The following is a 14,075-nucleotide window of genomic DNA, read 5'->3' on the forward strand; positions in this document are numbered from 1 at the left end:
GCTCGGCTACCTCGCCGGCCTGCTCCGCTCCGCCTCGGGTCGCCTGCCGAAGGCCAGGCGGTAGTCGCGGGGCGGCAGGCCGACGTGGCGGGTGAAGTGGTGGCGCAGGGTCAGCGGGGTGCTGAACCCGCAGCGGCGGGCGATGACGGCGACGGGCAGCTCGCTGACCTCCAGCAGGTGCTGGGCGGCCAGGACGCGCTGGGTCAGCAGCCACTGCAGGGGTGTGTCGCCGGTGGTCTGGACGAAGCGGCGGGCGAAGCTGCGTTCCGACATGCGGGCCAGGTTCGCCAGCTCCGGGACGGTCCACGGGTGGGCCAGGTCGTCGAGCATGCGTTCGCGCAGGCCGGTCAGGCTGTCGGACGGCCCCCCGCCGGCGGGGACGGGACGGGTGATGAACTGCGCCTGGCCGCCCGGCCGGAAGGGTGCGGTGACCATGGTGCGGGCGATCTCGGCCGCGGCGGCGGCGCCGTGGTCGCGGCGGACCAGGTGCAGGCACAGGTCGATGCCCGCGGCCACGCCCGCCGAGGTCCACACGGTGCCGTCCCCGACGAACAGGACGCCGGGGTCGACGCTCACGTCGGGGTGGCGCTGTGCGAGCTGGTCGACGTCGAGCCAGTGGGCGGTGGCCCTGCGGCCGTCCAGCAGGCCCGCGGCGGCCAGCACGAACGCCCCCGAGCACAGGGACGCGACGGTCGCGCCACGGTCGTGCGCGGCGCGAAGCGCGGTGACCACGCCCGGATGGGCGGCCCTGGCAGGGTTCTGAACGCCGGGCACGATGACCAGGTCGCACTCGTCCAGGCCGTCCAGGCCGTGATCGGGGACACAGGTCACGCCCGTGCTCATGGTCAGCGCGTGACCGCGCGGCCCACAGGTGCGCAGGTCGAACGCCGGGACGCCGCGATCGGTGCGGTCCAGGCCCCAGACCTCGCTGGCCACGGCGTAGTCGAAGACGCGGACCTGCTCGGTGACCACGATCCCCACACAGCGCATGGCGGAAATCTATCCCACGTGTGCGTTTCTGCCACTCACGGCTCCACAGGCCCGGCGGCCAGGCTCGGAGGCGATCGTCCGCGTGAGATGAGGAGCGCAATGCCATGCCGCTGGCTCTGTTGGCCCTGGCCGTCGCAGGTTTCGCCGTCGGAACCTCCGAGTTCGCCGTCATGGGCCTGCTGCCGCAGGTCGCCGAGGGGGGCGGAGTGTCGATTCCGGCCGCCGGCGCGCTGATCAGCGGGTACGCCGTCGGCGTGATCGTGGGGGCGCCGTTGCTGACCGCCGTCTCGGCCCGCCTGCCGCGCCGCACGACTCTGCTGATCGTCGCGGCGCTGCTGACGACGGGCAGCGTCCTGTCGGCGGTCGCGTCCGGCTACGGCCTGATGATGGCGGCCAGGGTGGTCGCGGGGGTGCCGCAGGGCGCGCTGTTCGGGGTCGGGTCGGTGGTGGCGGCCGAGCTCGTCCCGCCGGAACGGCGCGGACGGGCGATTTCGATCATGTTCGGCGGGTTCACCCTGGCGAACGTGGCCGGGGTGCCGCTGGTGACCTGGCTGGGGCAGGCCGCCGGCCGGCGGGCCACGTTCTGGGCCGCCGCCGGGCTCGTCCTCGCCGTCCGCTCGGGAACGATCGACGCGCGTGCCGAGAAGGCGGTCCTGCGATGACCTCCGACGTCGAGCGCTACACGCCCGGCCATGACGCCTTCGCCGTCGGCTTCATGGCCGCCAGGCGAGCCGCGACGCACGCGGGCTTCTTCCTGCCGTACCTGGCACCGGGGATGTCGGTGCTGGATCTGGGCTGCGGGCCCGGCACCATCACCACCGACCTCGCCGCCGTCGTCGCGCCGGGGCACGTGCTGGGCCTGGACCAGCACGCCGCCCAGCTCACGGCCGCCCGCGCGGCGGCCTGGCAGCGGGACCTGGCGAACGTCGAGTTCCGGCAGGGATCGTGCTACGCCATCCCGCTGGAGGACCGATCGGTGGACCGCGTCTTCTCCCACGCCCTGCTGGAACACCTGGCCCACCCGGCCCGCGCGCTGGCCGAGATCCGCCGGGTCCTGCGGCCCGGCGGGACGGTCGGCCTGTGCAGCCCCGACTGGGGCGGCTTCCTGCTGAGCCCTCCCCTGGACGACGCCCTCGGCGCCTACACCCGCCTGCAGCAGGCCAACGGCGGCGACCCGTACGCCGGCCGCAAACTCGGCCGGTACCTGCGCGCGGCGGGCTTCACCGACATCCGTCTGGACGTGCGCCACGAGCGTCATGCCGACCCGTCCCGCATCGCCGGCTACCTCGCGATCCAGCTCGACCGGGCCGAACAGCCCGCCCACGCCGGCCGGCTGCGCGCCTGGGCCACCGACCCGGACGCGCTGTTCGACCAGGCGTGGGTCTCCGCCACCGCCACCCGCCCCGGCTGACGCCGGTCGCCTGCTCACTCCGGGTCGCCGTCAGGCCCGGCGGCGGGGCGGGTGAGGCGGACCATGGCCCGGTACAGGGCGGTGGGCGCGGGGGTCGGCTCCAGCGGGGGCAGGTCGGCGCCGGGGGCGGCGTAGGCGCGCAGCATCTGGCCGACGAGGCGGCGCCAGGTGTCCGGAGCGGCGTCCCCGGTGGCGGCGATGACACCGGCGTTGGCCATCAGCAGGATGACCATGTCCTGGTCGGTGAAGTCCGCCCGGAGCCGGCCGGTGGCCTTGGCGCGGGCGATGAGGTCGAGGAAGCCGTGATAGGCCGCGGCGCGGCGCTTCTCCAGCGCCTTGGCCGCGGGGAAGGTCATGGCCAGCACGTCGGCGAAGCCGCGGTCGGCGGCCTGCATGGCGCAGACGGCCTGGACGTACCCGACGAAGCCGTGCCAGGGGTCGGGGTCGGCCAGCGCCTCGGCGACGGCGGCGGCGTAGGCGTCCATGCGGTCGGCGAAGACGGCGTTGATGAGTTCTTCGCGGGTGGCGAAGCGGCGCGACAGCGTGGCCTTGCCGACGCCGGCGGCACGGGCGATGCAGGCCATGGAGACGCCGAGGCCGTGGCTGGCGTACAGGCGGCGGGCGGTGGCCACGATGCGTTCGCGGTTGCGCTCGGCGTCGGCGCGCAGGCCCGGCCCGGGCTGCTCGCCGGAAGGTTCGGAGGCGTCGGCGGGATGATCCATGCCTCCATCCTACCCAAGTGGAACGACCTACCCATTTTTCTTGTTACGCTGGGCAGCACGAAACGGGTAGCCCGTTCCACTTTGTTGAGAGGTGCAGCTCATGCGTGCTGTCATGCTGAACTCCGTCCCCGCCGACCCCGCTCCGGCCGACCTTCCCGTCCCGCGGCCGGCGGCCGGCGAGGTGCTGGTGAAGGTCACCGGCTCCTCGGTCAACGGCTTCGACCTGGCCGTGGCCGCCGGTTACCTGCAGCAGATGATGGAGCACCGTTTCCCGCTGGTGGTGGGCAAGGACTTCGCCGGCACCGTCGAGGCGCTCGGCGAAGGCGCCGAGGGCTTCACCGTCGGGCAGCCGGTCTTCGGCGTGGTGATGAAGCCGTTCCTCGGCCCCGGCTCGATGGCCGAGTACGTGACCGTGCCCGCCGGCTACGGCATCGCCCCCCTTCCCGAGGGGCTGTCCGCGGCGGAGGCGGGCGCGCTGGGTCTGGCCGGCACCGCGGCGCTGGACAGCCTCGACGCCGTGGCCCCGGTCGAGGGCGAGACGGTGCTGATCTCCGGCGCCACCGGCGGCGTGGGCGCGCTGGCCGTGCAGCTGGCCGCCGCCCGCGGCGCCCGGGTGATCGCCACCGCCCGTCCCGGCGCCGAGGCCGACTTCGTCACCGGGCTCACCGCCACCAAGGTCGAGCTCGTCGACCACGGCGGCGACCTGCCCGCCCAGGTCCGCGCGCTGGCCCCGGCGGGCGTGGACGCCGTGCTGCACCTGGCGGGTGACGGCGCCGAGCTGGCGGGGCTGCTGCGCGGCGGCGGCCGGCTCGCCTCGACCCTCGGGCTGACCCCGGACGCCGTCCAGAACTCCACGGTCACCGTGCACACCGTCATGGCCGACCCGGACCCGCGGACCCTGAGCGAGCTGGCCGCCCGGGTCGCCACCGGTGCGTTGCGCGTCCCGGTCACCGCCACCTATCCGCTGGAGCAGGCCCCCGAGGCGTTCGCCGCCTTCCGCGCGGGCACGCTCGGCAAGATCGCCGTCACCTGCTCCTGACGTCCTCGGCCGGAAGGCCCGGGACCGTCCTCATCCGTCGACCAGCCGGTGCCGAGGCCCCTCGCCCCGGCCACACCCCCAATCCGCGAAGGAACCCTGATGAACATCGCCCTGTGGATCGTGCAGGCCGCGCTGGCCCTCCTGTTCGGCCTCGCCGGACTGGCCAAGTCCACCCAGCCCAAGGAGAGGCTGGAGCCCAGATTGCCCTGGGCCGCGGACTTCTCCGCGGGCGCCGTCCGCCTCATCGGCCTCACCGAGCTGGCCGGCGCGCTGGGGCTGATCCTGCCGGCGGTCACCGGCGTCGCGCCCGCCCTGACCCCGCTGGCCGCGGCCGGCCTGGCCGTGGTGATGGTGCTGGCCGCGCTCGCCCACGTCCGCCGGAAGGAGCCCGGCGCGATCGCCTTCAACGCGATCCTGTTCCTGCTGGCGGCGTTCGTCGCCTGGGGCCGCTTCGGCCCTCATCCTCTCTGAGCACCCCTAGACCGGGACGCGCGGGCTCTCGGCCGGCCGGCGCGGCTCGGTCTCGGCCCGCCGGGCCACCAGGCGCTCGCGCAGCCGCATCGCGGGCAGCTCGACCAGGTAGTAGCTGACCGTCGCGACGGCGACCGTGCCCACGAGCACGACCGCCAGCAGCTCCCAGAAGCCGGACTTGCCCATCACCACCGGCATCGGCACCGGAGGCGCGCCGAAGACGCTGCCGTTCTGCAACCAGAGGTACTGCAGGATGAAGTGCCACAGGTAGACGCCGTAGGAGATGCGGCCGAAGAAGCGCATCGGACGGTTGGTGAGCACGGCGTCGATGACCTTCGAGTGCACGCCGGGCACCACCACCGGGGCGATGATCAGCAGCGCGAAGATCAGGAACAGCACCATCTCGGCCATCGCCTCGGGCACCGTGGCGTAGTCCGCCATGCCGGGCTTGCCGAACGGCCGGATGCAGTTGATCACGTAGACGACCGCCGCGCCCAGCCAGAACAGCAGCGGCCGGCGGGCCACCAGGCGGTAGAAGGCGGGCGTGGTGTCCTTGGCCTCCGCGTACGCCGACAGGATCGCCAGGCCCATGCCGATGGCCAGGAAGCCGGTGAAGCCGATCACCCAGAAGTACTCGTACGGGAAGGGGCCCATCGACTCCAGGTGCGTGTACGCGGTCCAGGCCAGGCCGACGAGCACGAAGACGCCCAGCGGGACCAGCAGGCGGCGGGCCTTGGCGCCGGGGTCGGCGGCCTTCCTGGCGTACCGGTCGAAGATCCAGGCCAGGATGGGCAGCGCCAGGTAGAAGGTGACCTCGGCGGGCACGGTCCAGGTGGGCTCCAGCCCGGCGTAGCCCGCCTCGGGGCCCGGCACGTAGTAGTGCATGAGCAGCAGGGGGCTGAGCACGTACCAGAGGCCGTCGACGCTCTTGAGGTTGAGCAGCAGCAGCGCCGCCACGGCCACCAGCCAGTACGCGGGCAGGATCCGCAGCATGCGCTTGATCAGGTAGCCCTTGAGCTCAGGACGCGGCGTGCCGACGATCGTCGCCCTGGCGAACGGCCGGTACAACAGCAGGCCGGACATCACGAAGAAGGGCGGCAGCAGCACGTTGAGGCCCTGGATCAGCACGGGCCAGATGCCGACGGACGGTTTGTCGTAGAAGCCGATGACGCCGGCGGCGAAGGCGACGTGCACCACGATCACGCCCAGTGCCAGATATCCGCGCAGCCCGTCGAGCCGAGGGGCACGTTTGCCGGGGCCGCTCCTCTTGATGATCTCCGGTGAGGTCATGGCATGTTTCCTCGCAGTTCGCTCGCTGATGGGGCTCGGCGCCCCCTCGGCGCCATCGTCACGCGGGGCCGCGGGCGGCCGCATCTCGTGTCGTGCTGAATTCCCCGTGCCGCCGGACGGCCATTTCCACATCTTCCGAAATGCGTTTCCGGCGAATTGCAGGAAGCGGTCCCGGCGGGGCAGGTAGCTGCCCGGGAACGGCCTGTTCCGCGTTCCCGGTGGCGCGCATCGTTGAGGCCATGAGAGAAGACACCGTCCTGACGTACTCGTCCTACCTGGCGCTGGAGGAGATCCTCACGGCGCAGCGACCGGTTTCGGAGAGCCATGACGAGACCCTGTTCATCATCGTCCACCAGGTGTACGAGCTGTGGTTCAAACAATTGCTGCACGAATTCGCCGAGCTGCAGCTCGAACTCGCCGGCGGATTCACCGCGCACGCCATGCGGACTTTGCACCGGTCCTTGAAGCTGATGCGGCTCGCGGTCTCCCAGATGGACGTCATGGAGACGATGACGCCGTTCCAGTTCGCCGCCTTCCGCGGCAAGCTGGGCACCAGCAGCGGCTTCCAGTCGGCGCAGTTCCGCGAGATCGAGGCAGTGCTGGGCCGGCGCGACGAGCGCATGCTGCTCGGCCAGGCCGAGGGCACCCCGGCCCGCGCCCGGATCGAGGCGGCGATGGCCAGGCCGACGCTGTACGACTCGCTGCTGACGTACCTGTACCTGCGCGGCTACGAGGTGCCGCAGGACCGGCTGCACCGCGACGTACGGCTGCCGCTGGAGCCGTCGGAGTCGGTGCAGGACCTGCTGCTGCGGGTCTACCGGGACGACACCGGCGCGGCCCAGCTCTGCGAGCGGCTGGTGGACCTGGACGAATGCCTCCAGGAGTGGCGCTACCGGCATCTGAAGATGGTCGAGCGCACCATCGGCGCCCGTCCGGGCACCGGCGGCTCCAGCGGCGGGGCGTACCTGCGTGCCTCGCTGACGCCGGCGTTCCCCGACCTGTGGGCGGTCAGGAGCATGGCATGAACGACATCTCGGGACGCCTGGCGCCGCACTACTCGGCCTTCCGGGCCCCGGACCGGCTGCTCCTCACCGGCCACTCCCACCAGGCCTGGCCGGACGTGGCGCTGGCCGGGCAGATCGAGGCGTTCGACGACGCCGCCAGGGACGTGGACGACAAGTGGGCCGCCGCGTTCAAGAAGGCCGACCGGGTCAGGGAGGGGTTCCGCCTCTTCCTCGGCGACCCGTACGCCGAGCTGGCCCTCGGGTCCAGCACGCACGAGCTGGTGCTGCGCTTCCTGTCGGCGCTGGACCTGCGCGGCCGGCCCCGGCTGGTCACCTCCGGCGGCGAGTTCCACACGCTGCGGCGCCAGCTCGCCCGCCTGGCCGAGGAGGACGTGGAGGTGGTCGTCGTCCCGCCGGAGCCGGTGGGCACGCTGGCCGCGCGGCTGGCGGACGCGGCCGACGGGCGCACGGCCGCCGTCCTGGTCTCGGCGGTGCTGTTCGAGACGGCCAGGATCGTGCCGGAGCTGGACGAGCTCGCCGCCGTCTGCCGTTCTCGGGGGGCCGAGCTGCTGGTGGACGCCTACCACGCGCTGGGCGTGGTCCCGTTCTCGACGGCGGGCCTGGACTCGGCCTGGGTGGTGGCGGGCGGCTACAAGTACCTGCAGCTCGGGGAGGGCAACTGCGTGCTGCGGCTGCCGGCGCACGCCGACCGGCTGCGGCCCGTGGTGACCGGGTGGTACTCGGAGTTCGCCGAGCTGGCCGAGGACCCGCGGGCGGGCGGCCGGGTCGGCTACCCGTCGGGGGCGGCCCGGTTCGCGGGGGCGACCTACGACCCGGTGAGCCACTACCGGGCGGCCCGGGTGTTCGACTTCTTCGCCGCGCAGGGGCTGACGCCGCAGGTGCTGCGGGCGGTGTCGCTGCGGCAGCGCGGGCTGCTGGCGGCGCGCTTCGACGAGATCGGCGCGCCCGCGCACGTGGTCAGCCGGGACCTGGACGCCGCGCCCGAGGAGTTCGGCGGGTTCCTGGCGCTGCGCTCGCCGTACGCGGGGCGGCTGCGGGCGGGGCTGGCGGCGCGGGGGGTGCAGGCCGACAGCCGGGGCGAGTACCTGCGGCTCGGGCCGGCGCCGTACCTGTCGGACGCGCGGCTGCACGCGGCCATGGACCGGCTCGCCGCGGAGGTCCGCTCACTGACGTCCGGCGGAGCGACCGGCGGGGCGGCCCGCGGGGTGACCGGCGGCACGACCGGCGGAGCGGCCGGGGCGAGGCGGGCGGCGTGAACCGGAGGGGGCGGCGCGCGGCCGGGCACCCGCCCCCTGACCCGAATCCGGCCTTGGACCCGACCTTCGACCCTGCCTTCGCCCTGCCTTAGACCCGGGCCTGGTCCCGGGCTCGGTCCCGATCCCGGTCCCGGGACCGGCCGCGGTCGCCCCGTGTGCTGCCCGGGCGGCCGTCAGGGGCGGAAGAGCGCCGGGTCCATGGGGACGAGCGACGGCGAGACGCGGACCGGGAAGCCGATCTGGTCGAGCACGTCGCGGCGCAGGTCCACGCCGGCCGCGAGCTCCACGAGCTCCAGGCCGGCGGCGGTGACGTCGAAGACGGCCCGCTCGGTGACCACGCGCGCCCACTGCCCGCGCCGCACGCCCTCGCCCAGCCGGTACGTGACGTGCCCGGCCCGCGGCACCAGCTTGCGCACCCGCCCTTCGGCCTGGATCCGCAGCCCGCCGTCGGCGCAGCTCACCTGGAGGCCGTCGGTGGTCAGCGTGCCGGCGAAGACCAGCCGCGTGGCGTTGTGCGCGATGTCCACGAACCCGCCGGCGCCGGGGTTGGCCGCGCCGAACCGGCTGACGTTCACGTTGCCCTCGGCGTCGATCTGGGCGAAGGCGAGCGCGGCGAACGGGCAGCCGCCGCCGTCGATGAAGTCGAACTGCGAGGGCCCGTCGAGCAGCGCCCGCGGCGAGTAGTTCGCCGAGAACTGCCAGCCGCTCATCACGATGCCGCCGAAGGAGCCGTGCTCGGTGGTGAACAGGTGCTCGTCCAGGCGGCCGTCGTCCAGCATGCCGTCCTCGGCCATGGCCAGGACGGCGTCGGAGGAGGCGCCGAACCCGAAGATCGAGGTCTCCCCCGGCCTGACCTCCCTGGCGACCCGGCGGGCGATCACCTTGTCGGGGCCGGACGGCAGCCGCGGCACCCGCGCGACGGCGTCAGGGACGTGCCCGAGATAGCCGGGATCGTGCCGTACGCCGGTGGTCATGGGCGCGTCCGGAACCACGACGACCCGGTCGACGAGCGCCCCTGGCACGCGCATCTCCCGCGCGGGCGACGAGCCGGCGGGCACGATCCGCGACACCTGCGCGATCACGGTGCCGCCGCACGCCTTCACCGCGAGGGCGATCGCCAGCGCGCTGGAGAACAGCGGCTGGTCCTCGAAGGACAGGTTGCCGTCGGGGTCGGCGGCGCTCGCCCGGACCAGTCCGGCGTGCAGCGGCCAGGACGGGTAGAACAGGTACTCCTCGCCGCCCAGCTCGACCAGCTGCACCAGGTCCTCCTGGGCCAGGCCGGTGAACCTGCCGCCGCCGTGCCGGGGGTCGGCGTACGTGCCGAGGCCGACGCGGGTCAGGTAGCCGGGGCCGCGCCGGGCCACCTCGCGCAGCCAGTGCATGGCGGCGCCCATCGGCCAGCTGTACGCCTCGACGAGGTCGTTCTGGATCAGCTCGGTCAGGGCGGGGCGGGCGCCGGTCACCGGGTGGCGGGGGTTGATGAACGAGGCGGACACGATGCGGCGCATCAGGCCCTTCCTGGCCACGTGGTCCATGCCGCCGATGCCGACGGCGTCCCCGGTGGCGCAGGGGAAGTAGAAGGTCAGCTCGCGCGGGGCGCCGGTGGTGGCGAAGCGCTCGCCGAGCGCGGCCAGCAGGGCGTCGGGGGTGAGCCAGCCGATGACGCCGGTGCTGGCGACGGCCTGGTGGTCCTCGATGAGCGCGACGGCCTCGGCCACCCCGCACACCTTGCCCGTCCGGCCGCCCGCGACCGCCCCCGGGGCCTGGTCCGGGACCTGGTCCGGGGCGGTCATGGGCGGGCTCCGAAGCGGGCCAGGCTCTCGCGGGCCGCGGCGGAGGCGCAGTCGGCGCCGAACATCCAGGCCGTACGCGCGTCGAGCGTCTCGGCGGGCCCGCTCACCGCGTCGGTCAGCGCCCGCTTGGCGGAGGCGACCGCGTGCGGGGGCAGCGCGGCGAGCCCCGCCGCCACCTCCAGCGCGCACGCCAGGGCCTGGCCCGGCGCGGTCAGCTCGTCGGCGCCGCCGAGCCCGTGCAGCTCGCGCCCGGTCAGCGGGCGGTCGCCCCAGACCAGCCGCCGCGCGGCGACGGGCCCGACCCGGGCGGCCAGGCTCTGGATGCCCCAGGGCGGCACCCAGCCGAGCCGCACCTCCGGCAGGTGCCAGCGGGCGTCCTCGGCGGTGACCACCACGTCGCAGCCGGTGGCCAGCAGGAAGCCGCCGCCGAGCGCGAAGCCCTCGACGGCGGCCACCACGGGGATGCCGAGATGCTGTACGGCCCTGGCCACGCGCCCGGTGTCGGCCTCGTGCCGCACCATGCCCTCACGCGTCATCCCGGACAGCTCCTTCAGGTCCGAACCCGCGCAGAACCCCGGCGGCGCGCCCGTCAGCACGGCGGCGCGCACCCCGGGATCGTCGTCCAGCTCGGCCAGCGCGGAGCCGAGCGCCGCGACCAGCCCGGACCCGAGCGCGTTGCGCACGCGGGGCCGGTCGAGCCGCAGGACGGCCACCGCCCCGCGGCGCTCGCAGGCCAGGCCCCCGTCCGACGGCCGGTCCATCAGAACGGCGTGGGCCAGGGGGCCAGCCAGGCGACGTCCACGACGCCGGGACGCAGGTGCGGCCAGGCGGCCACCTCCCGCCAGCCGTGCGCCGTCATGTGCTCGGCGATGCTGTCGAGGGTCGAGCCGCCGCTGTAGCGGGCCGTCACGCTGCCCTCGACGACGGCGAGCCGCAGCCGGCTCAGGTCGGTCCCGGCCAGCACCTCCAGCTCGGCGCCCTGGGCGTCCACCACCAGCACGTTGCAGCCGTGCTGCACCTCGCTGACGGGGATCACCGGGACGACGTCCTGCCGGACGACGGCCATGGGCAGCAGCGGCGGCAGCATGCTCGACTGCTTGTCGTAGGGGGTGACGTTGAGGGTGGCCTGGCCGCGTTCCCGGCCGGCGCACGCCGCCACGACCTCGCGGGCCGGGTGGCCGTGCTCGGGCTCGGGCAGCCCGGCGGCCAGGTGGTGCAGCCGGAGCTGCTCGCGCAGCGCGGGCAGGTGGTCGCCGTTGGGCTCCATCATGACCAGGCGGCGGAACCCGCACCTGGTGAGTGCCTCCACCTCCTGGCCCCGGTGCGCGCCCACCTGGATCGCCCCTTCGGCCGGCAATCCCAGCTTGTCCAGCAGGTCGGGCAGGTGATCCTCCCATCGGGTGCTCACCCGCTCCGGTGCGACAGTCTGGTTGCGCATCTGGTCGTCTCCTCCCGGTGAACCGCTCAGGGCAGCGTCATCGTGGTCATCGTCGGTCGCGGCCGCGCGCCACCGCATCTCGTGGATTGCGCGGTACGGCCACCCGCCGCCCCGCTTCGTCGCCCGCATCGCCGCCCGCTTCGCCGCCCGCATCGCCGCCGGGCGAGCAATCCGCGAGGTGCGGGCCGGCCGCGTGGCGGACCACGATGGACGCGGCGACCGAAGGGAGGGCCCATGCGGCGAACTCGTGACCGTGACCTGAACGCCTACCTCGACCGGCTGGACGTCGGCGACCCCGGCGAGCCGTCGCTCCCGGCGCTGCGCGCGCTGCACCGCGCGCACGTGGAGCGGGTGCCGTACGAGACCTTGGAGGTCCAGCTGGGCCGGCGGATCACCGTGGACCCGCGCGAGTCGGTCGAGCGGGTGCTGCGTGGGCGCGGCGGCTACTGCGTGCAGCTCAACGGGGCGTTCGCCACGCTGCTGACCGCGCTCGGCTATGACGTCACCTGGCATCGGGCCGGGGTGCAGGCCGCCGTCCGGGCGCCCGCCTCGCCGGCGTCGTTCGCGCCGCACCTCGCGCTCACCGTCGCCCTCGACGGGCAGGACTGGCTGGTGGACATCGGGCTCGGCGACGGGCTGCACGAGCCGCTGCCGCTGCGGGCGGGGACGTACCGGCAGGGGCCGTTCGAGTTCCGGCTGTCGGCCTCGGACGTGGAGCCCGGCGGCTGGCGGTTCGACCACGACCCGCGCGGGTCCATCGCCGGGCTGGACGTCGAGCGGGCGCCCGCCGAGCCGGGGGACTTCGTGGAGTGGCATCCGTACCTGTGCACGTCCCCCGAGTCCCGCCTGGTGCGGGCCGCCGTCGTGCTGCGGCGCGACGCGACGGGGGCCGACTGCCTGGTGGGCTGCATGCTGCGCCGGATCGGCGCGGACGGCAGGACCGAGCGGGAGCTGTCCACCCGGCGGGAGTGGTTCGGGGCCCTGGAGGAGGTGTTCGGGCTGCGCCTCGACGACGTCAACGGCGCCGAACGCGAGGCCCTGTGGACCAAGGTGCACGACGCCCACCTGTCCTGGCAGTCCCGCCGCCGCACCCCCGCCGCCTGACCCCGCTGATCAGCGGGCGGACCTGGCCGCGGCGGCCGGGGTGACCGGGGTGAAGAAGTTGACGAGATTGCCGTCGGGGTCGCGGAACAGCAGCGACCGGTTGCCCCAGGGCATCGTGGTGGGCTCGTTGACGAAGTCGGTGACGAGGCCGGTCAGGTTCTCGTACACGCGGTCCACGTCGTCCACCAGGAACTCGACGATCACGCTGTGGTTGTCGGCCGGGCGAGCGGATCCCGGGGCGAACAGCGGGACGGTGCGGGTGCTCGCGATCGCCAGGGTGGCGGTACCGGTCCTGATCTCGGCGAAGTCCTCGGTGGACCAGACCGCGGGCGTCCCGGTGGCCTTCTCGTAGAACCCGGCGAGGCGGGCGACGTCACCGGTGATGATGCGGATCGATACGAAGTTCATGACGTTCCTCCAGTGTTCGTGCAGCTCTTGGCACCCCGCACGTTACGACGAATACTGGACAGATTCGGTCCACTATTCGCCATAGGCTTGACCTCATGTCGCAACCCACCGGTCGTGTGCTCACGCTCCTGGAGTTGCTGCAGTCGGGCGGCGTCCGGACGATGGCCGAGCTGGCCGACCGGCTCGGCGTCGACGGCCGTACCGTGCGGCGGTACGTCGGTCAGCTCATCGATCTCGGCCTGCCGGTCGAGTCGGTGCGCGGCCGCTACGGCGGCTATCGCCTGGCCCGCGGCTACCGCCTGCCGCCGCTCATGCTCGACGACGACGAGGCGCTGGCCGTGCTGCTCGGCCTGGTCGCCAATCGGCGTCCGGCCGGCGACGCGGGCGACACGGCGAGCGTGACGGCGGCCGCGAAGATCCGCCGGGTGCTGCCCGAACGGCTCGTCCGCAGGCTCGACGCGCTCCTGGAATCCCTCGCCTTCACCAGCCCGCCCGGCGGGCCCGCCGGCCCGGACGCCGCCACCCTGCTCACGATCGCCGACGCCGTACGCCACCGCCGGCCCGTCTCGATCCGGTACGCCGACCGCGCCGGCCGGCGCAGTGACCGCACGCTGCACCCGTACGGGATCGTCAGCCACGCGGGCCGCTGGTACGTCACCGGCGAGGACCCCGGCCTCGCCGAGAACCGGACCTTCCGCCTCGACCGCGTCGCGGACGCCCGGGCCCTGCCCGGCTCGTTCGAGGCGCCGGCCGGGCCGGATCCGGCGCAGCGCGTCCTGTCGGGGTTCGCCACCGCGCCCTACCGGCACGAGGTGACCCTGCGGATCCACGGGACGGCCGAGCAGATCCGCACCCGCCTGCCCGCCGCCGTCGCCACCGTGGAGGAGATCACCGAAGATCCCGCTGACGAGCCCGCCGTCGAGCCCGCCGTCGAGCCCGCCGGGGAGGCGGGGCCGGCGGGCGAGCGCTGGTTCCGCGTCGAGCTGCGGGCCGAACGGCTCGACTGGCTGCCCGCCGTGCTCGCCGCGCTCGACCGGCCGTTCGTCATCGAGCGTCCCGACGAACTGCGTGACCTCGTCCTCGCCGTCGCCGACCGCCTCGCGTCGCGCGCCCGCCGAGCCTGACCGC

Annotated in this window: 15 protein-coding genes; 8 read left to right on the plus strand and 7 right to left on the minus strand. The window is 74.1% G+C overall.

Features of this window, described 5'->3' with window-relative positions:
• Positions 1 to 6: 6 nt before the first annotated feature.
• Positions 7 to 990 carry a helix-turn-helix domain-containing protein gene (locus ABZ459_RS40095; protein ID WP_357982307.1) on the minus strand — a complete coding sequence of 328 codons (984 nt, stop codon included), beginning with the start codon at positions 988 to 990 and terminating at the stop codon, positions 7 to 9.
• 104 nt (positions 991 to 1,094) lie between these two features.
• Here ABZ459_RS40095 and ABZ459_RS40100 point away from each other — a divergent pair, with 104 nt between their 5' ends.
• A complete protein-coding gene (locus ABZ459_RS40100; protein WP_357982310.1) occupies positions 1,095 to 1,652 on the plus strand; it encodes an MFS transporter in 558 nt (185 codons plus the stop codon).
• On the plus strand, positions 1,649 to 2,401 hold the full coding sequence (locus tag ABZ459_RS40105) for a methyltransferase domain-containing protein (protein ID WP_357982313.1): 753 nt from the start codon (positions 1,649 to 1,651) through the stop codon (positions 2,399 to 2,401). Before ABZ459_RS40100 ends, ABZ459_RS40105 begins: the two co-directional genes overlap by 4 nt.
• A gap of 14 nt (positions 2,402 to 2,415) precedes the next feature.
• Here ABZ459_RS40105 and ABZ459_RS40110 read toward each other — a convergent pair whose 3' ends face one another.
• On the minus strand, positions 2,416 to 3,123 hold the full coding sequence (locus ABZ459_RS40110) for a helix-turn-helix domain-containing protein (RefSeq protein WP_357982315.1): 708 nt from the start codon (positions 3,121 to 3,123) through the stop codon (positions 2,416 to 2,418).
• 100 nt (positions 3,124 to 3,223) lie between these two features.
• On the opposite strand from ABZ459_RS40110, the gene ABZ459_RS40115 reads away from it, so the two are divergent.
• Positions 3,224 to 4,162 (plus strand): NADP-dependent oxidoreductase, encoded by a 939-nt coding sequence (locus ABZ459_RS40115; RefSeq protein ID WP_357982317.1) that lies wholly within the window; start codon positions 3,224 to 3,226, stop codon positions 4,160 to 4,162.
• Between the two features lie 99 nt (positions 4,163 to 4,261).
• On the plus strand, positions 4,262 to 4,633 hold the full coding sequence (locus ABZ459_RS40120; RefSeq protein WP_357982320.1) for a DoxX family protein: 372 nt from the start codon (positions 4,262 to 4,264) through the stop codon (positions 4,631 to 4,633).
• 6 nt (positions 4,634 to 4,639) lie between these two features.
• Here ABZ459_RS40120 and ABZ459_RS40125 read toward each other — a convergent pair whose 3' ends face one another.
• Positions 4,640 to 5,923 carry an acyltransferase gene (locus tag ABZ459_RS40125; RefSeq protein ID WP_357982323.1) on the minus strand — a complete coding sequence of 428 codons (1,284 nt, stop codon included), beginning with the start codon at positions 5,921 to 5,923 and terminating at the stop codon, positions 4,640 to 4,642.
• A gap of 239 nt (positions 5,924 to 6,162) precedes the next feature.
• Between ABZ459_RS40125 and ABZ459_RS40130 the strand changes: the two genes are divergently transcribed.
• A complete protein-coding gene (locus ABZ459_RS40130; protein WP_357982326.1) occupies positions 6,163 to 6,948 on the plus strand; it encodes a tryptophan 2,3-dioxygenase family protein in 786 nt (261 codons plus the stop codon).
• A complete protein-coding gene (locus ABZ459_RS40135; protein WP_357982329.1) occupies positions 6,945 to 8,204 on the plus strand; it encodes a kynureninase in 1,260 nt (419 codons plus the stop codon). Before ABZ459_RS40130 ends, ABZ459_RS40135 begins: the two co-directional genes overlap by 4 nt.
• Before the next feature lie 173 nt (positions 8,205 to 8,377).
• On the opposite strand, the gene ABZ459_RS40140 is transcribed toward ABZ459_RS40135, so the two are convergent.
• From ABZ459_RS40140 to ABZ459_RS40150, 3 genes are read right to left on the minus strand one after another with little or no spacing between them, the layout of a single operon-like run.
• Positions 8,378 to 9,997 (minus strand): CoA-transferase, encoded by a 1,620-nt coding sequence (locus ABZ459_RS40140; RefSeq protein WP_357982332.1) that lies wholly within the window; start codon positions 9,995 to 9,997, stop codon positions 8,378 to 8,380.
• Positions 9,994 to 10,758, minus strand: a complete 765-nt coding sequence (locus tag ABZ459_RS40145; RefSeq protein WP_357982335.1) for an enoyl-CoA hydratase/isomerase family protein — start codon at positions 10,756 to 10,758, stop codon at positions 9,994 to 9,996. Before ABZ459_RS40145 ends, ABZ459_RS40140 begins: the two co-directional genes overlap by 4 nt.
• A complete protein-coding gene (locus tag ABZ459_RS40150) occupies positions 10,758 to 11,435 on the minus strand; it encodes an FkbM family methyltransferase (protein WP_357982338.1) in 678 nt (225 codons plus the stop codon). The genes ABZ459_RS40145 and ABZ459_RS40150 overlap by 1 nt, the downstream gene beginning before the upstream one ends.
• 234 nt (positions 11,436 to 11,669) lie before the next feature.
• Between ABZ459_RS40150 and ABZ459_RS40155 the strand changes: the two genes are divergently transcribed.
• Positions 11,670 to 12,539: an arylamine N-acetyltransferase gene (locus tag ABZ459_RS40155; RefSeq protein WP_357982341.1), complete on the plus strand. Its 870-nt coding sequence runs from the start codon at positions 11,670 to 11,672 to the stop codon at positions 12,537 to 12,539.
• Between the two features lie 9 nt (positions 12,540 to 12,548).
• Here ABZ459_RS40155 and ABZ459_RS40160 read toward each other — a convergent pair whose 3' ends face one another.
• Positions 12,549 to 12,947 (minus strand): VOC family protein, encoded by a 399-nt coding sequence (locus ABZ459_RS40160; protein WP_357982344.1) that lies wholly within the window; start codon positions 12,945 to 12,947, stop codon positions 12,549 to 12,551.
• A gap of 95 nt (positions 12,948 to 13,042) precedes the next feature.
• Between ABZ459_RS40160 and ABZ459_RS40165 the strand changes: the two genes are divergently transcribed.
• Positions 13,043 to 14,071, plus strand: coding sequence for a YafY family protein (locus ABZ459_RS40165; protein WP_357982347.1), 1,029 nt, complete (start codon positions 13,043 to 13,045; stop codon positions 14,069 to 14,071).
• Positions 14,072 to 14,075: the final 4 nt, after the last annotated feature.

This window comes from Nonomuraea sp. NPDC005692 (genome assembly GCF_040631115.1).
Lineage (GTDB): Bacteria > Actinomycetota > Actinomycetes > Streptosporangiales > Streptosporangiaceae > Nonomuraea.

Bases quoted from the DNA above. Each gene is read 5' to 3' on its own strand.
- ABZ459_RS40095 (WP_357982307.1), bottom strand. From the start codon at position 990: ATGCGCTGTGTGGGGATCGTGGTCACCGAGCAGGTCCGCGTCTTCGAC.
- ABZ459_RS40100 (WP_357982310.1), top strand. From the start codon at position 1,095: ATGCCGCTGGCTCTGTTGGCCCTGGCCGTCGCAGGTTTCGCCGTCGGA.
- ABZ459_RS40105 (WP_357982313.1), top strand. From the start codon at position 1,649: ATGACCTCCGACGTCGAGCGCTACACGCCCGGCCATGACGCCTTCGCC.
- ABZ459_RS40110 (WP_357982315.1), bottom strand. From the start codon at position 3,123: ATGGATCATCCCGCCGACGCCTCCGAACCTTCCGGCGAGCAGCCCGGG.
- ABZ459_RS40115 (WP_357982317.1), top strand. From the start codon at position 3,224: ATGCGTGCTGTCATGCTGAACTCCGTCCCCGCCGACCCCGCTCCGGCC.
- ABZ459_RS40120 (WP_357982320.1), top strand. From the start codon at position 4,262: ATGAACATCGCCCTGTGGATCGTGCAGGCCGCGCTGGCCCTCCTGTTC.
- ABZ459_RS40125 (WP_357982323.1), bottom strand. From the start codon at position 5,923: ATGACCTCACCGGAGATCATCAAGAGGAGCGGCCCCGGCAAACGTGCC.
- ABZ459_RS40130 (WP_357982326.1), top strand. From the start codon at position 6,163: ATGAGAGAAGACACCGTCCTGACGTACTCGTCCTACCTGGCGCTGGAG.
- ABZ459_RS40135 (WP_357982329.1), top strand. From the start codon at position 6,945: ATGAACGACATCTCGGGACGCCTGGCGCCGCACTACTCGGCCTTCCGG.
- ABZ459_RS40140 (WP_357982332.1), bottom strand. From the start codon at position 9,997: ATGACCGCCCCGGACCAGGTCCCGGACCAGGCCCCGGGGGCGGTCGCG.
- ABZ459_RS40145 (WP_357982335.1), bottom strand. From the start codon at position 10,758: ATGGACCGGCCGTCGGACGGGGGCCTGGCCTGCGAGCGCCGCGGGGCG.
- ABZ459_RS40150 (WP_357982338.1), bottom strand. From the start codon at position 11,435: ATGCGCAACCAGACTGTCGCACCGGAGCGGGTGAGCACCCGATGGGAG.
- ABZ459_RS40155 (WP_357982341.1), top strand. From the start codon at position 11,670: ATGCGGCGAACTCGTGACCGTGACCTGAACGCCTACCTCGACCGGCTG.
- ABZ459_RS40160 (WP_357982344.1), bottom strand. From the start codon at position 12,947: ATGAACTTCGTATCGATCCGCATCATCACCGGTGACGTCGCCCGCCTC.
- ABZ459_RS40165 (WP_357982347.1), top strand. From the start codon at position 13,043: ATGTCGCAACCCACCGGTCGTGTGCTCACGCTCCTGGAGTTGCTGCAG.